18 protein-coding genes and 1 tRNA gene are annotated in these 22,887 nt (G+C 39.2%); 11 read left to right on the forward strand and 8 right to left on the reverse strand.

Going from position 1 to position 22,887, the window contains the following annotated elements; translation table 11 throughout:
• Position 1: 1 nt before the first annotated feature.
• Both ACEQ81_RS14635 and ACEQ81_RS14640 read right to left on the reverse strand, forming a co-directional pair.
• The gene (locus ACEQ81_RS14635; protein ID WP_411031659.1) at positions 2-1,465 is read right to left on the reverse strand and encodes a phytoene desaturase family protein; all 1,464 of its coding nucleotides are present in this window, start codon (positions 1,463-1,465) and stop codon (positions 2-4) included.
• Positions 1,466-1,494: 29 nt separating this feature from the next.
• A complete protein-coding gene (locus ACEQ81_RS14640; protein ID WP_411031660.1) occupies positions 1,495-2,394 on the reverse strand; it encodes a MerR family transcriptional regulator in 900 nt (299 codons plus the stop codon).
• Between the two features lie 298 nt (positions 2,395-2,692).
• Here ACEQ81_RS14640 and ACEQ81_RS14645 point away from each other — a divergent pair, with 298 nt between their 5' ends.
• Positions 2,693-2,992, forward strand: coding sequence for a hypothetical protein (locus tag ACEQ81_RS14645; RefSeq protein WP_411031661.1), 300 nt, complete (start codon positions 2,693-2,695; stop codon positions 2,990-2,992).
• Between the two features lie 10 nt (positions 2,993-3,002).
• Positions 3,003-3,716: a DUF1080 domain-containing protein gene (locus ACEQ81_RS14650; protein ID WP_411031662.1), complete on the forward strand. Its 714-nt coding sequence runs from the start codon at positions 3,003-3,005 to the stop codon at positions 3,714-3,716.
• Position 3,717: 1 nt separating this feature from the next.
• Here the strand turns inward: ACEQ81_RS14650 and ACEQ81_RS14655 are convergent, their stop codons facing one another.
• Positions 3,718-4,968 (reverse strand): NAD(P)/FAD-dependent oxidoreductase, encoded by a 1,251-nt coding sequence (locus ACEQ81_RS14655; protein ID WP_411031663.1) that lies wholly within the window; start codon positions 4,966-4,968, stop codon positions 3,718-3,720.
• Positions 4,969-5,589: 621 nt separating this feature from the next.
• Here ACEQ81_RS14655 and ACEQ81_RS14660 point away from each other — a divergent pair.
• Positions 5,590-5,817, forward strand: a complete 228-nt coding sequence (locus ACEQ81_RS14660) for a hypothetical protein (protein WP_411031664.1) — start codon at positions 5,590-5,592, stop codon at positions 5,815-5,817.
• 18 nt (positions 5,818-5,835) lie between these two features.
• Here the strand turns inward: ACEQ81_RS14660 and ACEQ81_RS14665 are convergent, their stop codons facing one another.
• From ACEQ81_RS14665 to ACEQ81_RS14685, 5 genes are all read right to left on the reverse strand, one after another.
• Positions 5,836-6,051, reverse strand: a complete 216-nt coding sequence (locus ACEQ81_RS14665; protein WP_411031665.1) for a hypothetical protein — start codon at positions 6,049-6,051, stop codon at positions 5,836-5,838.
• Positions 6,052-6,260: 209 nt separating this feature from the next.
• Positions 6,261-6,821, reverse strand: coding sequence for a hypothetical protein (locus ACEQ81_RS14670; protein ID WP_411031666.1), 561 nt, complete (start codon positions 6,819-6,821; stop codon positions 6,261-6,263).
• Positions 6,822-6,825: 4 nt separating this feature from the next.
• A complete protein-coding gene (locus tag ACEQ81_RS14675; RefSeq protein WP_411031667.1) occupies positions 6,826-8,112 on the reverse strand; it encodes a hypothetical protein in 1,287 nt (428 codons plus the stop codon).
• 494 nt (positions 8,113-8,606) lie between these two features.
• Positions 8,607-8,690 (reverse strand) — tRNA-Leu (locus tag ACEQ81_RS14680).
• 120 nt (positions 8,691-8,810) lie between these two features.
• Positions 8,811-9,515: a ribonuclease activity regulator RraA gene (locus ACEQ81_RS14685; RefSeq protein WP_411031668.1), complete on the reverse strand. Its 705-nt coding sequence runs from the start codon at positions 9,513-9,515 to the stop codon at positions 8,811-8,813.
• A gap of 119 nt (positions 9,516-9,634) precedes the next feature.
• Between ACEQ81_RS14685 and ACEQ81_RS14690 the strand changes: the two genes are divergently transcribed.
• The 8 genes from ACEQ81_RS14690 to ACEQ81_RS14725 all read left to right on the forward strand — a co-directional run bounded on the left by ACEQ81_RS14690 (position 9,635) and on the right by ACEQ81_RS14725 (position 22,859).
• A complete protein-coding gene (locus ACEQ81_RS14690) occupies positions 9,635-11,965 on the forward strand; it encodes a chondroitinase-B domain-containing protein (RefSeq protein WP_411031669.1) in 2,331 nt (776 codons plus the stop codon).
• 6 nt (positions 11,966-11,971) lie between these two features.
• Positions 11,972-14,236: an alginate lyase family protein gene (locus ACEQ81_RS14695; protein ID WP_411031670.1), complete on the forward strand. Its 2,265-nt coding sequence runs from the start codon at positions 11,972-11,974 to the stop codon at positions 14,234-14,236.
• Positions 14,237-14,245: 9 nt separating this feature from the next.
• Positions 14,246-14,596 (forward strand): cupin domain-containing protein, encoded by a 351-nt coding sequence (locus ACEQ81_RS14700; protein ID WP_411031671.1) that lies wholly within the window; start codon positions 14,246-14,248, stop codon positions 14,594-14,596.
• A gap of 6 nt (positions 14,597-14,602) precedes the next feature.
• On the forward strand, positions 14,603-15,355 hold the full coding sequence (locus ACEQ81_RS14705) for an SDR family NAD(P)-dependent oxidoreductase (protein WP_411031672.1): 753 nt from the start codon (positions 14,603-14,605) through the stop codon (positions 15,353-15,355).
• 470 nt (positions 15,356-15,825) lie between these two features.
• Positions 15,826-19,002: a SusC/RagA family TonB-linked outer membrane protein gene (locus ACEQ81_RS14710; protein WP_411031673.1), complete on the forward strand. Its 3,177-nt coding sequence runs from the start codon at positions 15,826-15,828 to the stop codon at positions 19,000-19,002.
• Between the two features lie 10 nt (positions 19,003-19,012).
• Complete coding sequence (locus ACEQ81_RS14715) at positions 19,013-20,338, forward strand: RagB/SusD family nutrient uptake outer membrane protein (protein WP_411031674.1); 1,326 nt, start codon at positions 19,013-19,015, stop codon at positions 20,336-20,338.
• A 319-nt stretch (positions 20,339-20,657) separates the two neighbouring features.
• Positions 20,658-21,359, forward strand: a complete 702-nt coding sequence (locus ACEQ81_RS14720) for a FadR/GntR family transcriptional regulator (RefSeq protein WP_411031675.1) — start codon at positions 20,658-20,660, stop codon at positions 21,357-21,359.
• 237 nt (positions 21,360-21,596) lie between these two features.
• A complete protein-coding gene (locus ACEQ81_RS14725) occupies positions 21,597-22,859 on the forward strand; it encodes an MFS transporter (protein ID WP_411031676.1) in 1,263 nt (420 codons plus the stop codon).
• The last annotated feature ends 28 nt before the right edge of the window (positions 22,860-22,887 follow it).

Here is a 22,887-nt window from a genome sequence, read left to right on the forward strand (position 1 = left end):
CTTAATTATTAATGTTTTTAGAAATTAGTTCCGACACTAATTTTCCGGAAATCAATGATGGGGGAACTCCGGGACCAGGTACTGTAAGTTGACCAGTGAAGAAAAGGTTCTTCACTTTTTTACTCATTAATTTGGGCCTAAGAAATGCGGTCTGGGATAACGTATTGGCCATACCATAGGCATTTCCCTTGTAGGAGTTGTACTTTTCAATAAAATCGTTTACGCAAAAGGACTCTTTAAAAATAATATTATTCTCAATATTACAACCGGTCCTTTCGCTAAATCGGGTCATAATAATATCAAAATATTGATTCCGTAACTGCGGGGTATCTTCCAAGCCAGGTGCTATTGGAATTAAAAAAAAGCCGGTCTCACAATCCTTTGGTGCCATGGAAGGATCTGTTACGGAAGGGAAGTTTGCATAAAACAAAGGGTCTTTTGGCCATTTAGGCGTGTCATAAATCTCTTTGGAGTGGTGCTCGAAATCTGTATCGAAAAAAAGATTATGATGCTCCACATTTTCCAATTTTCGATTAAATCCGATATAAAAGAGCAAGGACGAGGGTGCAAAGGTCTTTTTGCCCCAATAGTTTTCTGAGTACTGCCGATCTTCCGGGTTTAAAAGGGTTTCGGAATGATGATAATCTGCGCCACTTAAAACCAAATCGGCGTCAATTTCTTGCCCCTTGCACAAGATCCCTACGGCTTTCCCTTTCTTAACCCTAATGCCATCAACCTGGCTATTGGTGTGGATTTTTACATCTAGTTCCTCGGCAAGGGTTTGCATAGCTCTAATAATCTGATACATTCCTCCTTTGGGATGCCAAGTGCCAAGCCCAAAATCTGCGAAGTTCATAAAACTATAAAAGGCGGGGGTATCACTCGGTTTTGCCCCTAAAAAAAGAACAGGGAATTCTAGAGTCGATATTAATTTTGGGTTTTTGAAACGCTTCCGTACTTCGGAACTAATGGTTTTAAAAAAGTGATCTACCCTTAAAACAGTTTCCTTGGTAACTAATTCCAACGGAGAAAGCCCGGGCCTTAGCACAACTTTGTTGATGGCAATGTCGTAATTTTTCTGGGCGCTGGCTATAAATTTGCGAAGATGTTCGGAACTGCCAGGTTCTATACGTTCAAATTCTGTACAGATCTTGTCCATGGTATCTCCAATGGTAACTACATCGTCCGTAAAAAAGATTTTGTAGGCTGGGCTTAGCTTATCCAAGGAGTAGTAATCCGATGTTTTCTTTCCGAAATCCCCGAAGAACTTATCAAAGATATCGGGCATCCAATACCAACTTGGTCCGGTGTCGAATGTAAATCCGTTCCTGACCAATTGTCCAGCTCGTCCTCCTGTGGCGTTGTTCTTTTCGTATACCTCTACAACAAAACCCTGCTTTGCGAGGTAGCAAGATGCGGAGAGCGAAGAAAAACCAGAGCCAATAACAATAACCTTTTTACTCATATCCTGGTAGATTACTTCCCCAATACATCTTATAATCCGTTGACAAGTTGTTCAATGGAGTTGAACACCTCTATGGACTTGGGCAGATGCTCAGGGGTAATATGTTGCACCTGGTGGCCAAGTATCCAAAGTTTATAATTTCCTTTTTGATTAATTCCTTTACCAAACTGCTGCAGATATTTATTTATTTTGTCTTTGGACGGTTCAACGGTAAAGTAAGACACAAAATTAAGATCGTCGTAATACTTAAGAAGATCTTGCAAGCTGTCTATGGGAACTGTCTGCCCTAGATAGATGGCCTTGTAGCCTCTAAGTACAATTTCATAGTTAATAAATAACAGGCCAATTTCATGAATTTCATTTTCTGGCAAAAACAGCACAAAAGTCTTGTCCCTTTTCGTAGGTGCCAAGATTTGTAGCTTTTCGGTATTGATAATTATCTTCTGCTTTATAAGACTGGTAATAAAATGCTCATGGGCCGGACTTATGGTATCTGTTTGCCATAGTAGCCCCAGTTCGTTCAACAGGGGTATAAAAACCTGTTTAAAAATATCCCGAAAAGAAAACTCCGACAAAAGACCGTTGTAGGTATTGAAAAACAAACTTTGGTCAAAATTGATCATAGAAAGTTTAAAAGCGTTCAGGGCATGATCTTCAACGCTGTTTTTAGAGACAATTTCCCTTACAAGCACAGGAATATCCTTTTCCGGTATGCGGGCAATCTTGGATATCTTATAACCATTACTGTAAAGCATGGTAATGTTCAATAATTTCTGCAGGCTACTTAAACTGTAGGTTCTGATGTTGGTACTGGTGCGTTCCGGTGACAAGAGGTCGTATCTTTTTTCCCAAATTCTAATGGTATGAGCCTTTATGCCCGATAGGTTTTCCAAATCCCGAATGCTAAACGATTTTTTAACGTTGTTCATGTTTTTTATAAAACTGTTAAACAAACCTACAAATAAAACCTGATAAGGTGAAAAACCGAAAGTTAAAGTTTAACAAAATAATCCATAAATGATAATATTTTAATGGCTTAGCCTAAAATTCCGTAGTTATACTATTAATTAATATATTTATGTGTAACACATAAGTGCTACAAGAAAATGTCTAAAAAAGCCATACAAACAAGAAAACAGTTTTTAAAAACCTTAGGGGGCGGATACAGTGGCCATTGCCGGCGCACCCTCCATTATTACGGCTAACTCGGGGCCAAAGGGCATTTACATGCCCAGACCAAAATACACGGCCAACGATATGGTTCAAATAGCATTGATCGGTGCTTGGGGCATGGGCCGTAAAAACATGCTACCACAGGAAGAGATCGTTTATGAAGCGGAAAAAGGGTATAAAGAGGCGCACTATGACCATTTTGCCAATTGGTTTACAGCAATACGGGGTGGAAAAAGTGTGGCGGAAGATGCGGTATTTGGCTATGGGGCCGCTGCACCTGCGTTAGCTTGTAATGATAGTTATTTTGAGGATTCCGCTATAAGGTGGGACCCGGTAAACATGAAAAAAATATAAATTAATGGTTATGCGAAGAATACTAGTGTTGGTTTGTATGTTGTCTATGGTTGTGGCATGCAAACAAAACAAAAAAGAATCACAAGTTGTTGAAAAATCTACGCCCGAAACGATAGAAAATGAATGGATTTCGCTAATGGGCGCAGATCAGTGGCGCGGCTACAATCAAGATTCCCTACCAGGAAACTGGGTGATCAAAGACGATATTATTGAGTGTTTTGGGACAGCAGGGGATGTAGGCGGAGATATCATAAGCACCGAACAATATGATAATTTTGAATTTAGCTTGGAATGGAAAATAAGCAAGGGAGGAAATAGTGGTATTTTTTACCATGTTGTGGAGGATACCATTTACCATTCACCCTATCAGACAGGGCCGGAATATCAGATTTTGGATGATGAGGGTTTTCCGGACCCCTTAGAGGATTGGCAGACGGCAGGATCTAATTATGCCATGCATCCTACCAATTCCAATAAGGTGCTAAAACCTGTTGGCGAATGGAATAGTACCCGGGTAATTTTTAACAAAGGGAAGGTAGAGCATTGGCTAAATGGAGAAAAGGTAGTGGAGTTCGATAAATTTTCGGATGATTGGAAGGCCAAACGCAATAGTGGCAAATGGAACGATTATCCAGATTACGGTAACGTAGAGAACGGGTATCTTGGTCTGCAAGACCATGGTGCTGGTGTATGGTTTAGAAATGTGAAGGTACGGAGGTTATAAATTAAAACTTTCGTTCTGGATGAAACCCGGATATATCCATGGATAGTTTACTATCGGATATAATCTCAGAAATCAATTTTCCAGTGGCGGGCCCCAAACTCCACCCCATCATTGCGTGGCCGGTGGCTATCGTTAAGTTGTCAAATTTCGAAGTTTTTCCAATGTAGGGCAATCCATCTGGTGAAACTGGTCGCAATCCACATTTGGCGGCACTTATTTCAGTTTCTGAAATTTCGAGTCCATTATAATAGCTGCCTGCCGCGTGGGCAATGGCCCTTACCCTGTTGGTCTTTATTTTATGGTTTATCCCTGACAGTTCCATAGTACCTGCAAATCTTGTAAATTCTTTCATGGGGGTTACGGCCACTTTGGCTTCCATTAATATGGCAGGAAGTATAACATCCGTAGGTCTCTTAACATTGATGCGATACCCTTTACCGGCTTGCAAATTAATTTTGAGCCGAAGTTTTTTTGCCAAGTTCTGGCTCCATGAACCAGCGGCGATAATAACATCATCCGCTTCGTAGCTCCCCTTGTTGGTGATCACCTTCGAAATCTTTTTGTTTTGAAAGGTAAAATCGATCGCTTCTTCCCTCAATTTAAAATCTACCCCATTTTCCGAAAGATATCGTTTTAGATTTTGCATAATTTCATTTGGCGAAGTATGCGCATCGCACAGGTAATGTACGGCACCATCTATCTCATCACTTAAGTTAGGCTGCAAGGTATTGAGTTGGTCTTTCGTAAGTTCGCGTACTTCCAAACCTTCGTCCTTAGCGCGTAAGGCTACCTCTTTTTCATGATTTCCCTCCTTGGTCGTTTTGTAAAGCATTAAAAGGCCTTTTTTCTCCAATTGAAAGTTACCCAGATTACCGGAGGCATGCATATCTCCATATAAGTCCATACTAAGGAGGTTTATGTCCTTTATCAATGGAATGGCTTTTTCTACATGTGAAGAAGTAGAGGAGCGACTAAAATACCAGGCCCACTTAAGGAAATCCATATCCAATCGTGGTTGCATATAAAACGGACTGGCACTTTTAAACATCCACTTAATGCCCTTGGCCATCATACCAGGTGATGCTAAAGGGATGATATGACTTGGAGTAAGATAACCTGCGTTAACGTAGGAAGCACCCCCGTCCATTTCAGATTTGTCTATTACGGTTACTTCGTAACCCAGTTCCGATAAATAGTAGGCACAACTTAGACCTACAATTCCTCCGCCGATAATAATAGTTTTTTTACCCATTTATTTCAACTAGCGCCTGTTCTTTTGTTGCAATTAATCATTCGAAGTTAATGATAAAGTAAATATTGGAAAACAAAAAAACCGCTGTTCCTAAAAGTTTAGGTTTTCAGCGGTTTTGTGCCCACTTGCTGCCTTAAGGGAAATCGATTGTTGGCGTAGGTTGGACGGAGATTGTCTTCGTAATCTGGATTTTTATCCGTGACGAATGGTTTGCCAAACATGGGTCAGGGGTCTATATAAATCGACTTGCCCTTGGGCTCGATTCACGCGGCCTTAGACCGTCCGACGATGAGGACGGGTCCGAGAGTTCTCCGCCCATAAGCATGGAAACACATTCGACCTGGAGCCTGTAAACGGTAAGCATAGGGAGTTTTTCGCGTTTGTGCATGACCTTATAAGGCAAGGCAAGCTAAAGAAGATAAACACCTTGGAGGATTTTGAGGATACTTTGACATGGACACATGCGGGGTATATGAACACCGATGAAAGACCATTAATCATTAAACCATGAGCTTTAAAAATTTATCGGAAAATCTAATAATAGTAATCGTTTCCGCATTGGTGGGAGGATTAATAGGCTATATGGCATCAAAGGAGGCGAACAAACAGGTCGTGGCATAGTTGACCCCTACGATCGAAAGGGCCATCGACAAGGAGAGCATCAAAAATGAAATAAAGAACGAGATCCAAATCGATAAGATCAAAAAATCCGATAGTATCACGATCACTTTGGACCCTACCAACAATCAGAAATCCATTAATGCTTTTTCTGGTAAGGACTGCATCCCTTTAAAATTACTTTCCGATAGGGAAAAACGTAAACTTAAAAGGAACGGTTATCTAAGGTAGCTTATTGAGTTATTTTCATCATCTTTTCAACCTTTTGGAAAAATGAAACAAACCTATGGCAAGTAACAAAATTGTCATTAAAACAGGCAATAGATGGTATTCAAATATTAGATATACATCCTTTACATGAAGGTCTATCAAAAAATCACCCTTGAACAATGCAATAGACCAAAGAGCCAAAGAAATTACGGCAATAATCATCATTAACTTTTTTATAGGACAAAATTTGATCATACTTCATTGATTATGCATATGCTTGACTGCTTTTGTAACATTAAATACTAAATATATTCCTGTCATCACCGTTAGCAAAACTATGATGATGTCAATTAAACTAAAAACATAATGATTAGCATGGAATCCAATAGAAAATGACCTATCTCCATATAAAAGGGCAATAAGCAAAACACAAAACAATAAAATGTTGATTTTTAGATTCATAATTAAAATGTTTGACTATTAAAAAGAACGTTGAAATATGTGAATTTACCCATACGAATATCATCAAAGTTAATATCTGGAACCTTTTTCCTGATTAAATCCAATGGCAATTTCTTCAACTCATGCTTATTGGCAATTTTACATATTCCATTAACAAAATCTGCTTGATCAAATTCAACTTTTGAAATCATTAGATACCTATTCGAATTGTCGACTTCTTTGGATTGAAAATATTGTATAGAAAAATATGGAGCAATTATACTTTTATAAAACTTCAAAATTAAAACCTTATCTCCAATATTCTTTATGAACTCAAAAGTAAAGCATCTGTCTTGCCAGTCAAAATATGTGGCATCATTAAAATCAAATTCCTTAGCTCCCAAAAGTTTCAATTCTTCAATCAATCCAACAATGTTCTTGGAATAAGGTTTGTTATGTCTTTCAATTTTGTCTAATAGTTTTCTATGCTGTTTTGATAAGATATAAGAGTCTTTATCGGAAATGCTGTCAACATTTCGTGGGTAATGGTCATAGGCAATCAATATCAGCTCTTTTTCGATCATATAGCTAATAGCAATTATCAGGAATCACACCGTAAGTCCTATATTGTGTCGCTCTTGTTGCCGATGTCATATCATTAAAGTTCACTCTTCCCCCATTTGAAAATTCTCGAAACTCTTTTTTTAACTTTGATTGGAAATCTGAACGAAGAACACTGGTGGAATTTACGACTATATTATGGTATTTTGAAATTACATCATCGATTGCATGGTTTATAGCTTTTGCTCCTATTTCTGCCGCTAAACCGGAAGGAATAGTTGTTCCATTGGCAAATTTTCTTGGCAATCCAAATTTGACAGGCTGAGTGAAGAGAATAGTGTGTTTTTTTCTGACCCGAACACCTCCTATTATCTGTAAAACGAAAATGTTGAATCTAATACCTATTACGGAAGATTCCTGCCAGTTAGCCCCTGTACTTCTAAAATCAAAACTTTTACAGCTAGGCGGAATATCCTTTATCTCATTAATGGGAATACTAACCCATCCCTCTGGACAGACATTTGTCTCTTCTTTCCCAACAATTCCCGTTTTTTGGGTCTGTTTGTTAGAGGTCAATGGTGGCATATGGAATCTCCCGACCCCTGCGGTAACCGATCCCCTAGTTCTAGTTCTACTTACTGATATATGGGGACGTGTCACACTCACCGTTCCAGATGTATTGGAAGACCCGGTAGTTGAGGAACCACCGCTAGACCCGGTAGATGTACCCGAACTATTATTGCCTACAACGGTATTGTTTTTCTTGCCGACATCTTGAAAGCATGCCACGGGATTACCACTTTTTGAATTCAATCCAGTAGCTTGGGAAAACTCCGTAAAGGAATAGATGTTGACCGTACCATCGAACTCTTTGTTATCATCCTCAGCAAAACTTGATATATTTCCATTATTAAAATTATATTCCACGACAAAGGGAACTATAGGATTTCCGTCCGCTCTTTTGGTTACTACAAGATTGTAGAAGGTGGTAGGCGAAGGTTCGTCGGTATGGATGACTATTGTATAACTCTCATTGTTAACGGAATCCCTTAATTTCAACACGTCCTGCTCATCTAACCAAAACTTGGAATCCCCTTTCTTCGAATAGGACCTTGCTATATTCGATTTTCCCGACGCATCACTTAAGACTTGGGACAATTCGGGGACTGCACTAAAATCTACTTGTTCAACAAGAACATTGGATCGTCCCGTCTCCTGAACCTTATCCAATTGCAATGATTCTGTTTCACAAGAAAGAAAGAGTAGAAAAAGAAAAGCTGAAAACGTAAATTTTAGGAAAGACTGTTTTTTCATGATAATGGTTGGAATAAATAGTTAATAAGTAAGTAGATTATTAGTGCCAATAATAAGAACTTTCCCTGAAAGTTAAATATATAAAAACCTCATAATCTTTAAGGTTTTTATGTGTTTCTGCAAAACGTGATCAGCTGATGCAAATTTTTCCTTCGCCAACATTTAAAAAACCACCTTGTCACAGGTGGCCGGACCTTACCGAACAGTGGGACGCGTTTTTGGAACACGGCAAGAAGTTGAGCCACTTCAAGAGTGTCGAATGCTTCTATTCCCTTTATACAATGGAAAATTTCTTTGTGGAGATCATAGAGGAACCCGTTAGCGGGGAGGGCCTTTTTCTCTCACCTTTCGTAACCGGAAAACGGCTTCAAAAGTACCTCGACGATATGGAGGTGAAGTTTTGAATTGACCATAAAAAAGGGAAAGAAAAGGAACAAAATTTCCCCCAATCTTTCCCCCATACCTTGGTAGGGCCTATAAAATCTACCTAGTTGTGCCCACGACTGGAGTCGAACCAGCACGTCCTTGCGAACACTACCCCCTCAAGGTAGCGCGTCTACCAATTCCGCCACGTGGGCATCGGAAAAGCCTTTTTTGCTCGCGAGCGCAAATATAAAGAAGATTTTCAACACATTTTTACTTCACTCCTTTAAAGTTTGTGTTAAGACGCAATAGGAAAGAGAATCCTTCGATGGAGGTTATTTTCTTTGATTCCACTTTTCGAACTTGATTTTGATTTTCTTATCCGTTAATGGATAAAGCCCAATAATCGATTTTCCGTTGCGAACCTGTTCCATCACAAACTGCTCGTAAAGGGTCATTTCCCAACACTCATTGGCCACATCATCGGCGATATTTGCCGGGATTACCATAACGCCGTCATCATCACCTATGATTATATCGTTTGGAAAAACCGATACATCTCCGCAGCCTATAGGATCGTTAATAGCTATTGCCTGATGTAGCGTTAGATTGGTGGGTGAAGCCGCACGTTGATGATAGGCCGGAAAGTCCAATTCCGAGATTTCCCTGCTATCCCGAAAACTCCCGTCCGTTACAATCCCGGCCGCACCACGTGTCATTAATCTAGAAATAAGAATAGCCCCAGCGGAAGCGGCTCTGGCATCCTTTCTGCTGTCTATAACAAGAACGGCACCCTGCGGGCAAGTTTCTATGGCCACACGTTGCAAATGCTTTGGATCTTTAAATACTTCTATGGGATTAAGATCTTCCCTTGCTGGTATATACCTAAGGGTAAAGGCTTTCCCTACCATGGTATATCCCCTTTTTTGCAAACGATGTACATTTTGGATGTACTGGTGCCTAAGACCTCTCTTAAATAAGCAAGTGGCTACTGTAGCCGTACTTATTTGCTTTAGTTTTTCTGTGGTGGAAATTTCCATATTAATGTTTTAAATGAATATTATCTTTTTGCGGATTTATAAGTTTTTGTGTTAAACTTTTGCTGGTTCGACAAATATACATATATTTGGTAAACCAATCTGGTAAACCAATTATATTCATGAAATTTTCATCGATCTTAAACATCTTACTTTTTTTTATCATTTTCAGTTCGTGCACCTCCAAGGAGCAAGCTGAAAATCTTGTCCGCAATGTGGATGAGTTTAATGCTATGGTGGCTAAGGCCGGCCCTGGGGATGTCATTAGGCTCGCCAACGGAGTGTGGCAAGATACCGAGTTGCTCTTTGAAGGAAAAGGCACCGCTGAAATGCCTATTACCCTGAGCGTTGAAGAAAAAGGTAAGGTTAGTTTGGAGGGCCAATCCAATCTGAGGATTGCAGGGGATTTTTTGGTGGTGGAAGGTCTTGTTTTTAAAAATGGATATACTCCTACCACGGAGGTAATCTCCTTTAAGAAAGATAATTCTACCTTGGCAAATAATTCTAGACTTACCGAATGTGTAATTGATAATTACACCAATCCGGAACGGCATGAACCTGATACTTGGGTAGCAATATATGGGAAAAACAATAGGGTAGACCACAATCACCTAGAAGGTAAGCGGAACAGAGGGGTAACCATGATCGTTAGATTAAACTCCTTGGAAAGCCAGGAGAACATGCATCAAATAGATCATAATTATTTTGGCCCACGGCCCAATCTAGGATCTAATGGGGGTGAAACATTAAGGATTGGAACAAGTCATTTTTCGCTAACCAATTCCAGAACCATGGTCGAGGCCAATTATTTTGACCGGTGCAATGGTGAGCACGAAATTATATCGAATAAATCTTGCCAGAATACCTATAAGAATAATGTTTTTTATGAATGTACGGGTACACTAACTATGAGGCATGGAAATGAAACTCTGGTAGACGGCAATGTATTTATTGGAAACAACAAGCCCAGTACTGGTGGAATAAGAGTAATCAATGGCCAACAAACCGTTATCAACAATTACGGCATTGGGCTTACGGGTTATAGGTTTAGAGGAGCTCTTGTAGTAATGAACGGCGTACCAAATTCTCCCATAAACAGATACTTTCAGGTAGAGGATGCCAATATTTCCAACAATACCTTTATAAATTGCGATCATATCCAGTTATGCGCGGGAAGCGATGGAGAACGTAGTGCCACACCTATAAATTCAGTGATTTCGGAGAACATCTTCTATAATGAGAAAAAGGATAATGTTTTTACCGTCTATGATGATATAAAAGGTATAAAGTTCGACGGAAACATTATAGGGCCCAATAGTACCCCTATTTCGGAAACGGGTTTTACCAGGGCAACTTTGGACCTTAAAAAAAACCAGATGGGACTTTTGGTTCCAGATAATATGGAAATTGGCGCCAAATTAAGCAACGATTTGGCTACCAAAGAAAACACGGGTGTTCTCTGGTATCCTAAAGTAGACAGGGAAGCAACTTTGTCTTCGGGAAAGACAATTTCGGTGGTGGCTGGGCTCAATACGTTGTTTGAAGCTGCGGTAAACTCTGAGCCAGGAGATATCATAGAGTTGGTGTCCCCAGGCCCCTATGAGCTTACCAAAACAATTTCAGTAGACCATGCACTTACATTTACCACCAAGCAGACAGAGAAACCTATCGTTTTGTTCGAGAAGAAATCGCTCTTTGAAATTAGGAATGGAGGCAGTTTAGCGCTCAAAGGCCTTAAGTTTGATGGAAAACTATCCCCAGACCGAACAGGGAATTCTGTAATTACAACAAGCAAATATTCTATGATTAACAATTATAAGTTGTTTATAGACAATTGCGATTTTACCAACTTGGATGTCAATCACTCCTATGATGCGATCCGAGTTTATAAAAATACCTTTGCAGATACATTGAGTATAAAGAATTCCAAATTTGAAAACATTACAGGATCTGTTGTTGCCTTGGATCAGGAGACCGATGATATAGGTATTTACAATGCAGAATATGTGTTGCTAAACAATAACAGTTATACCAATATCGAAGGAGCGGCACTGCGATTGTATCGCGGAGGCAAGGATGAAAGTACTTTTGGTCCGTTTTTGCAAATAGATCATTGCGTGTTCAATAATGTGGGACACGGAACCCGAAACAAATACAAGGCTGCCATTTCCTTATACGGAGTTCAGGAAACAAACATTAAGAATAACATTTTTAAGGAAAGCAAGGGTATAAACATGCATTTAGTTGTGGGAGAACCTATAGTGAATGTACTGAATAACAACTTTTTCAATACCGAAAAATTGACTGTCACCGGCGATCAAAAGTACAGAATTGAAAACCTTTGGTCATTAGATCCCGGTTTTTCCGAGGAAAACAACTATGGACTGAAGGGGTCTTCGTCCTTAAAAGGAAAAGGCACTGATGGATTGGATTTGGGACTTCTTAAACAATAGCACAGCATGAATTTACTAAGACATGAGACATTGAGAAGTTTTGTTTTTGGACTATTTCTTATGTATTTGGCATTTATCAATGTATTAGTAGCCCAAGAACACCCAAGTCTTATTCTTACCAAGATCGGTGTAGAAGAGATAAGGGGTCATTTGGGCAATGCACCAGTTTTTGATGCTACCTTATCAGAGGCCAAAAAAGAAATAGATAAGGAAATAGCTATAGGAATCAAGGTACCATTGCCCAAAGATTTTTCTGGAGGGTATACCCATGAAAGGCACAAGAGAAATTTTCTTGTAATGCAAAAAGCAGGAGTATTGTTCCAGATACTGAAGGAGGAAAAATATGCCATTTATATTCGGGATATGCTATTTGCGTATGAAGAAATGTACCTAGACTTGCCGGTTCACCCACAAGAAAGATCCTATGCCAGAGGGAAAATATTTTGGCAATGCCTCAACGATTCCAATTGGCTGGTCTATGTAAGTCAGGCGTATGATTGCATTTATGAATGGCTAGAGCCTGAAGAAAGGCTAAAGCTGGAAGAAAACCTTTTTAGGCCTTTTGCAGATTTTATTTCACGAGGTAATCCACAGTTTTATAATAGGGTACATAACCACAGTACCTGGGGCAATGCCGCTGTGGGTATGATTGCTTTGGCAATGAATGATGATGAACTTTTAGAAAGGGCGTTGAACGGATTAAAAGAAGATAATTTAGCAATAGGGGCAAAGGACGATGACGGTGGGTTTATAAAAGTTGAAGGTCAAAAAACGGGCTTTTTGGCCAATTTGGACGAACCCTTTTCTCCCGATGGTTATTATACGGAAGGGCCTTATTACCAGCGATATGCCATGTATCCATTCTTAATTTTTGCCCAAGCATTGCACAACGTAAAACCGGAACTAAAAATTTTTGAAAGAAAGGATAGCGTATTACTGAGATCGGTTAATACATTACTGAACCTAACAGACGCCGATGGAGAGTTTTTTCCTTTAAATGATGGCCAAAAAGGGATGTCCTATCACGCAAGGGAATTAGTTACCGCGGTAGATATAGCATATCATTTTGGAGGCAACAACCCTCAATTATTGAGCATTGCTGAAAAACAGGATAGAGTTGTTTTAGACGATACGGGGATGTCAGTTGCCCTAGCAATAAGGGATGGAAAGGCACAACCTTTTCAAAAGAAATCGGTTAAGTTTAATGATGGGCCTAAAGGTAAGCAAGGAGGAGTTGGTGTTCTTCGGTATGGAGAAGAGGAACTTACTTTGGTGTTCAAATACGGAGCTCAAGGTTTAAGTCATGGACATTACGACAAACTGTCCTTTTCCCTTTACGAAAAAGGTGAAGAGGTAATCCAAGATTATGGTCTGGCAAGATTTGTCAATATTGAACAAAAGGGTGGAGGCAACTATTTAAAAGAGAATGCCAGTTGGGCAAAGCAAACTATTGCGCACAATACAGTTACACAAAATGAGACATCGCATTTTAAAGGCTCTTATGAAATAGGTAGCAAAAACCATTCGGAACTACTTTTTTTTGACGCCTCCGATAACAAAGTACAATTGGTGAGCGCTAAGGAGACCAATGCATATCCCAATACGGAAATGCACAGAACCATGGCCATGATTAAGGACAAAAGTCTAGAAAAACCATACGTTTTGGATATAATTAGATTGTCATCAAATAAAAAAAACAAGTATGATCTGCCCTTTTATTTTATGGGACAGCTAATGGAAACAAATTTTGAGTATGAGATGCCCCAGGTACTGACCACTTTAGGAGATGACAATGGTTATCAGCATCTTTGGGTTGAAGGCAAGGGAGCCCCAATAATGGAGAATACAAAACTATCATGGCTACATTCCAAAAAGTTCTATACGATAACCACAATTACAGAATTAAGTGATGAGTTGTTTTTCACCAGATTAGGTGCCAACGACCCTGATTTTAATTTACGAAGGGATGCCGCATTAATGCTAAGAAGAAAGGATACACAGAATACCTTGTTTGTAACGGTAATTGAACCACATGGGCATTACAGCCCCGTTTCGGAATTTGCGGTAGGGGCAAATAGTAATGTTGCCAAAGTAGCTGTACTGTATAACGATGCGGATTATACTGCAGTGGTAATAGACCTTCATAACGGAAATTCTAACCTATTGATTGTCTCCAACCAAGAAACGTCAACTTTAAAAGGGCATGTGCTAAACGTAGGTGACAAGGCATACAAATGGGAAGGACCTTATTATTTCAATCAAATTAACTAAACAAAAAATATGGAAAGTTTTGGATCAAGTAAGGAGTTTATTAAAGGCGAAGATATTGCATGGGAAACCGTGGGCCAGGGAGTACAACGTCAAATTATGGGGTACGATGACAAAATTATGTTGGTAAATGTGAAATTTGACAAAGGTGGAATTGGTGAAATGCACAAACATTACCACTCGCAGGTAACCTACGTGGTTAGTGGCGAGTTTGAACTCACCATAGGTGCCGAAACAAGACTTATGAAAGGCGGGGATTCCTTTTACATTCCTCCCCATGTAATGCATGGGGCCATCTGCAAAGAAGCCGGAGTATTGATCGATGTTTTCAGTCCCATTCGGGAGGATTTTATGACTAAATAAGAAACTATGAATTTAAAAGGAAAAGTAGCTATCGTAACAGGTGGAACTAGAGATATAGGAAAAGCCATTTCAATAAAATTGGCCAAAGAAGGGGCCAAGGTTGTGGTCAATTATTACCATAATGAAGCTAATGCCAATGATACCCTGAGTGCCATTAAGGCTTCGGGAGGTGAAGGGATTATTGTTAAAGGCGATATGACACAAAGTGCAGATGTGGCCAAGTTGGTTAAAGAAGCTACAACCGCCTATGGCCAGGCTATTGATATATTGGTTAACAATGCAGGAGGATTGGTTGCCCGAAAAACCATTGCCGAAATGGATGAGACCTTTTTCAACAAGGTGATACAACTTAACTTAAACTCTACTTTTTTGGTTTGTAAAGCGGTATTGCCACATATGAATTCGGGTGCGTCCATAATAAACTTATCTTCTTTGGCCGCACGCGATGGCGGTGGTGGTGGGTCTATAGCTTATGCAACTTCAAAAGGGGCTATTACCACCTTTACCAGAGGTCTTGCAAAAGAAGTAGGACCAAAAAACATTAGGGTAAATTCTTTATGTCCGGGAATGATAGCTACATCTTTTCATGATACGTTCACCACAGATGAAATTCGTGAAAAAGTTGCGGGCATAACACCTTTGCGCCGAGAAGGTACGGCGGAGGAAATTGCGAATGCGGCTGCTTTTTTGGCTTCCTCGGAAACATCTTTCATTACAGGTACTAATATTGATATCAATGGGGGACTGGCATTTTCATAGGACCAACAGCTTTAAATTATGAATTTATTGACCCAAAGGTCCCTTTATAGATAAACTTCTAAAAAACGATATCATAAAATGTCAAATTAATTTTTATTTAACAAAATAATAACATACATTTGGTAAACCAAATTGGTTAACCAATATGGAAAACCAATTAAGAGCAAATAAACTAACGAATACTAACTCAAACAAAAGAACAATGAAACCGTAATATTACCTCATAAAAAAAGGACGGGTGCACGCCCATCCTTTTTAGAACTGATTACTTCATTTCGAAGGGAAGTAATACTCAAACATGTAAATATTACTAATTACACGCTTGCATCAAAAATAAGAAAATTCATTGACTTTAATGTATTGCGTGCTTTAGTAAGTTGAAGATTTTAATGTGGTCATAAAATCACATTCATGCGTTGATTCCAATATGGCATCAACTAATTCAATAGTACTAACTTAATTAAACACAAATGAAATTTAAATTAAAACTTTTTATGATTGCAATGTTGCTTGTCAACGTTCAATTGTTTGCACAAGATGCCTACAACTTATCAGGAACCATAACGGACGAAAACAACCTTCCGGTTCCTGGCGCTACTGTTGTAATTGTCAACAGTACCAAAGGAACGGTTGCGGATTTTGATGGCAACTATTCCATCGAAGTAAGCAATGGTGATGTCTTGGAATTTTCTTCTTTAGGATTTTCTTCACAGTCAATAACGGTTAACGGACAAGAAACCTTAAATGTAACCCTTGTAGAAGACTCTGCGCTATTGGATGAAGTAGTAGTGGTTGGTTATGGTAATCGAAAAAGATCACAACTCACAGGTGCTGTTGCCAAAGTAGGGGGAGCCGAAGTAGCGGCTATACAAGCAGCTCGTGTTGATGATGCACTTGCAGGTAAATTAGCTGGTGTATTGATTCAAAATCAAAGTGGAGAGCCAGGTGCGGATCCAAAGATTCAAATTAGGGCAGCTTCGTCCATTTCAGGTGATTCCAATCCGCTAATTGTTGTGGATGGGTATCCCATTTCTGGTAGTTTGGCAACTGTTAATCCAAATGATATTCAAAGTTTAGAGGTGTTAAAAGATGCTGCTTCAGCCGCTATTTATGGTTCTAGGGGAGCAAACGGTGTTATTTTGGTTACAACCAAAAAAGGAAAACAGGGTAAAGCTAGCTTTAGTTATAATTCGTACGTGAGTATCTCAAATAAGTACCAAAAGGACAATTTACTTTTAAATGCCGGAGAATGGGCCAATACCATAGAAACTAACATAGCCAATGGTAGTTGGGATGTTTCTGAGGTAGACCCGGCCTTATTGGATTATAGGATAAATGCCTATAGAAACTCACCTGGTGCCATAAGTCCGGAAGAATGGCTTTTTCAAACAGGTAATACCATTAACCATGACTTCAGCATGAGCGGAGGTACTGAAAATACAAATTACTTTGCTTCAATTGGATATTTAAAAACCGAGGGTATTGCAATTACCCAAGAGTTTGAAAGAATTAATGCACGTTTGAATATCGACACTAAATTAGGCGACAGGTTCAAGACCGGATTAAGTTTCAATGGATTTACATCCGATAGAGCTATACTTGCCCATGACCAGAGAGATCTCTTGAGAGCATATGGTGTTCACCCTGTTTTCCACACAGAAGAGTCCATAGCATTCGTTCAACAATTGAATTCTGAAGCGCTGGCTTTAGGACTTGCGGCATTTGACGATGGTTACAGGGGCGGTGATGCGCCTTTTAATAATAGTATTTTCACCTTACAACCTGGTGATACGGCACAAGACTGGCATTATGGAAGATCGGGTAATGGTATTGGAGGATCTGGAGACGCTGGTCCTGCAACAAAGCTTAACAACCAAGAACGAACTCAAAAAACATACTTCGCTAACGCTAGTACATATTTACAATTCGGCATCATAGATGGGTTAAATATAAAAACCGTGCTAGGGGCAGATATTTTGGACACCCAAGATTATTATTATCGAGGGCTTGAGTCAGATTCTAGGGCACGGAGTAATCAGACCGATTTGGATCAAACAGATACTAAAATATCTACAGTATTAAGTGAAACTACATTGAATTATGCAAAAGTATTTGGTAAGCATGACATAGCTGCGGTAGCTGGACTTGAATTTCAAAATACCTATATAAGGGCTACCGCTTTACAAGGCACAAATGTACCATTTGGGGATATTATTAATTATAACTTGTTAGACCCCGAAGATATTGCCGTAACGGAAAGAGACGAGACCCGGACTAGAAGGAGTGTTTTTGGAAGAATAAACTATGCGTATGACGACCGTTATTTGCTCTCGGCATCGCTGAGAAGAGACGGTGATTCTCGCTTTGGGGCTAATAATCAGTTCGAAGTATTCCCAGCACTTTCCTTAGGATGGAATGTACATAATGAATCTTGGTACAACTCAGAACTAGTGAGTTTATTAAAACCAAGGTTTAGTACGGGATCTTTAGGAACCACCTCTTTTTTAGGGTCTTACGATGCATTAAGTCTTTTAAACCCAGCGGCAACGGCCTTAGGTACAGGATTTCTAATCCCGGATAACATAGCAAATCCCGATTTAACCTGGCAAACCAATACAGAGACGAACTATGGAATTGATTTAGGTCTGATTAGCAATCGTATTAGATTAAGCGTGGACTACTATACATCGGATATTGAAGACATCTTAATTAATCAAAGCGTATCAGAGGTATTGGGTACTAGTTCCATAGTACTTAATTCCGGTGACGTGAGAAGTTCTGGTTTGGAATTTGAGCTATCCGCAGCTCTTGTACAAAAACAAGACTTCACTTGGAATATTGGTGCCAACTTTTCTACGGTTGATACAGAAATTACGGATTTGGGAGGCTTAGACGAATTGCCCCAAGTAATTTACGGTCAGAGTGGTAGAGGCCCTGTGTTTAGAAACTATGTAGGCGGAGAAATTGGAGAAATGTGGGGATTGGAAAGCGAAGGATTGGTTGAAGAAATACATATAGCAGACCCAACGAGAACGTTGGGTGCGGATAGCGGTGAAGTTTATGTTAAAGACCAAAATGGCGATGGTACAATTGATGCAACCAGAACAGTTGAAGAAGGTGGAGATTTAGTTAAAATAGGACAAAATACACCAGAGTTTTATTGGGGTATGAATAGTCAAATGAGATATAAGGATTTTGACATGTCGTTCCAGTTGCAAGGATCACACGGAGCGGAAGTTTTCAACATTGACCCGCTTTACTGGCAATCCCAATTTGGAGGAAGATTACGCGATAGTTTTGATGCCAATGATGATAACATTGCTGATGGTAGTGGACGTCATTATACGCGGGCAAGAGATCAAACATCCTCTGCGGTACAAGATGCGTCTTACGTAGCGTTGAGAAACCTTACCGTAGGTTATACGATTAATCAGGATTTGACAAGCAAAGTAGGTATAAGTTCTGCAAGGGTATATGTTGCGGCCACTAACTTGTTGTATTTATGGGGAGATGATTACACCTCTTTTAATCCCGAGGGCGTAGAGACTACGAATAGTGGTTATTTAGGGCCTACAACATATGGGGTGCAAGTAGGTGCAAGTCCTATTGTCAGAACCTTTACGCTTGGTTTAAACGTTAATTTTTAAATAGAAAAAAATGAAAAATATATATTTATTATTGGGATCGTTGCTGTTGATAACAGCATGTGATAATGATTTGGACCAAATTCCACCAAATATTGCCAGTACAGATTCTTTAACAGATTTTGATGGGGTTTTAAATGCGGCATATTTCTACCAACTCGGGTCTGTTACGCCAATGGCAGTGATGGGAGACTTTAGGGCAGACAATGCGCTAATGGATGAAGAACCATTTCCTGCGTTTGATAGATTCAATAGTGATTTAACCGATATGGAAGATCAATTCTTCGGACCTTTTTATACGGCTTTATACAAGTCAATATTAAGTGCAAATACCATTATTGAAAATTCTTCAGATGCTACGGATGTTGGTGAAGCTAAGTTTTTAAGAGCTTTGTCTTACTTTAAACTAGTGCAGGTATTTGGTGATGTGGTTATAAATTTATCTGCTGAACCAAGTATTACGGATACATCTATTTTGGTAAGACAACCGGTTGCAGATGTTTATAATAACGTAATTATTCCTGATTTAACAGATGCAGTAGCGGCTTTAGATACTGAAATAGTAAATGGAAAAGCGTCTAGATACGCAGCTCAGGGCTTGTTAGGTAAAGTATACGTTACCAGGGGTGATTTTGGCAGTGCTGAACCACATCTTGCCGCCGTCGTAAACGGAGCTGCAGCAGCAGGGATTAGTTTACAAGCCAACTTTGCCGACATTTTTGGTGAGTTAAATGATCTAAATCCAGAAATCATATTTGCAACCCAAGTATCTAGTTCGGTAGTAGATGAATATGAGTTCTCCGAGTTTTGGTCATGGTCTGGCGGACTCGACACTAAATCTCTGTTGCCGTTAGATGCATCTTTAATTGCTGCTTTTGATGCTAGCGAAGCTGGCGGAGATACCGATTTAAGAAGAGCCGTAACTATAGATGAAACAACTATGTCATCTCCAAAATTTCCTCAAACAGGAGGTCCTGAGCATGATTGGATAGAACTGAGATTAGCAGATGTTATTCTATTATATGCAGAAACATTGAATGAAAATGGTTCATCAGCAACGGAAGCTTTAGGCGTTTTAGACGGTATTAGAACTAGAGCAGGATTACCCGCTTTGAACCCGGCAACTATAAATACGCAGGCTTTGGTAAGACAGGCCATTCAAGATGAAAGAAGACTAGAGTTGGCCTTTGAAGGGCAAAGATGGTTTGATTTGGTTAGAACAGGAACTGCTGACGCTGAACTGGGAGAAACGATTGATCCTAATTATCTTGTGGCTCCAATTCCAATCTCTGAAGTGCTTGCAAGTGATGGAGTTATTACTCAAAACCCGGGGTACTAAATGGGTTTAATTATAAATGCCAGCACTTATTTTGAAGCTAGAGATGAAGGAGCTCTACAAAAGTGAAGTTTTACAGGTTAGAAGTGCACTTGGCATAGTATGTAAAGATGATAATATATTAATATGAGAGTTTTTTGAGTTAGTTTTTTAAAATGGATTTACTGGTCTGTTTTCAGGCCAGTAAATTTTATCAAAGCTCAATAAAAGACAATGAATACGGGGAATTTTAAATTGATGAATACTTTTTTTGGTTGTTATATTTTCATAAATTTAACAAACCAATCTGGTTAACCAATTTTAGATAATGCTATAATAACCTATGAAAATAGAAATTCTTACAAGAACTGAAAATCAAGAAATCCAAAAAGGAATAATATCCAAAATCCGGGATTTAATAAATTATAAGAACCTCGAACCGGGTGACAAACTCCCGTCGGAGAGGATGCTTTCCGAAAAATTTGGAGTTAGTAGAAGTAATGTTCGAGAAGCTTTTCAAAAGTTGGAGTTCTATGGTTTATTGATTTCAAAACCTCAAAGTGGCACTTTTGTCGCCGATATTGGTCAGGTTGCCATGAATGGGATGATTGAGGATATTCTTAGATTGGAGGAGCCCGATTTCAAATCTTTGGTTGAGACTAGAATTTTACTCGAATTAAAAACTGTTCGCCTAGCCGCTCAAAGAAGGACCGAAGACGATTTAATACAGATGAAGATGGCCTTGGATGCTTATAGTAAAAAGGTCAACAACGGAGAAGATGCAGTTCAAGAAGATTTACTATTTCATTTGGCTATAGCAAAGGCAAGCGGTAACAGCACCATGAATACTTTTATGTTGATTATTACGCCCGAGATTATAACCAACTTTGAAAAGTACCATGTTTGTGACAAGGACATGGCGTTTAGAGGAATTAAAGAGCATCGAGATATTTTCGATGCAATCAAGGAACAAAATACAAAGTTGGCAAAGGAAAAAATGAAGATTCATTTCAAAACATTGTACCAGTATTGCTATAATATTTAGAATAAATCGGAAAGATGAAATTGCACGCCTTTGTCTTTCTAATTAAAACATATGAAGGGAACTAATACTTAAGCCTAACTATTCAAATTCCGCAGTAGTTGAACGTCCGTTGCATCTACTTTCAGAAATGTTTTAGCTAAACCATAAGTATTTAAACAGGCATATCGCTTGCTTACCTCATATTGTCAATATTAAACAAGGGAGAAAAAAAATAATAAACAACCAAACAATAAAATAATGAAGGTCAAAGGATTAAGATGGTGGATTATAGGGCTTGTCTGTTTGGCAACAATTATCAATTACATAGATCGCTCCGCGTTGGGTATCATGTGGCCCGAAATGAGCAAGGATTTGGGATTAACGGAAACCGATTATGCTTGGGTTATCAATATCTTTACCATAACCTATGCGGCCGGTAAATTCATTTCAGGAAAGGTCTATGATAAAGTAGGAACAAAAATTGGATTTGTATTGTCCATTTTCTTTTGGTCACTGGCATCAGTGCTTCATTTTTTTGCAAAAGGGGCAGCTTCACTTGGCATATTTAGAGGACTTTTGGGAGTTGCCGAAGCAGGTAATTGGCCAGGGGCAGTAAAGAACAATGCCGAATGGTTTCCAATTCAAGAACGAGCAATGGCCCAAGGTATATTTAATGCCGGGGCAGGAATTGGTTCTATTGTTGCCGCACCAACCGTCGCTGAATTATTTGGCGCTTATGGTTGGAAAGCAACATTCGTTATTATTGGTGTGATGGGATTTCTATGGATTATCCCTTGGTTAATAATGAACAAGAAAAAACCTAAGTTACATCCATGGATTACAAATGAAGAAAAAGAACATATTATTTCCGGTCGGCATGAGAGTCGAAAAGATGACGATTCGGTAAAGGGATTGAGTGTTGGCGAAATATTATCCAAAAAAGAATCTTGGGGAGTAATTGCAGCTCGTTTTTTTATAGAACCCATCTGGTGGCTTTTTGTTTTCTGGATGCCTATTTATCTATTTAAAGAATTCAATTTCAATGTCAAAGAGATAGGTTACTATGCCTGGTTCCCATATGTAGGTGCCATGTTGGGTAGTTTGGCAGGTGGTTGGTATGCACAGAAATTACTTAAAACAAATAGTCTTGATTTTAGCAGAAAAAGAACAATTGCCATTGGTGCAGCTGTTATCGTAGTTTCCATTTTAGGGGCTATCTTCTTTGCCGACACTCCCCTGAAATTTGTGTCCTTCGTTTTCGTTGTACTTTTTGGTTTCCAATTTTCAATTAGTAACATCCAAACCATTCCAAGTGATCTTTTAAGTGGTAAATCTGTCGGCACCCTAGCAGGTCTAGGTGGAAGCATTGGTGCCGTTTCTGTTATTATAATGAACTGGTTGATACCCATAATTACAACGGAGTCTTATGCACCTGCGTTTATCATTCTAGCGATTTTGGCACCGTTGGCGGTGTTATCTATTTATATACTCATTAAAGAAATCAAACCCGTTGACATTTAACAAAAAAGAATAATAAAAAGTAAATTTT

Source organism: Spongiimicrobium sp. 3-5, assembly GCF_046557915.1.
Classification (GTDB): domain Bacteria; phylum Bacteroidota; class Bacteroidia; order Flavobacteriales; family Flavobacteriaceae; genus JBHEBG01.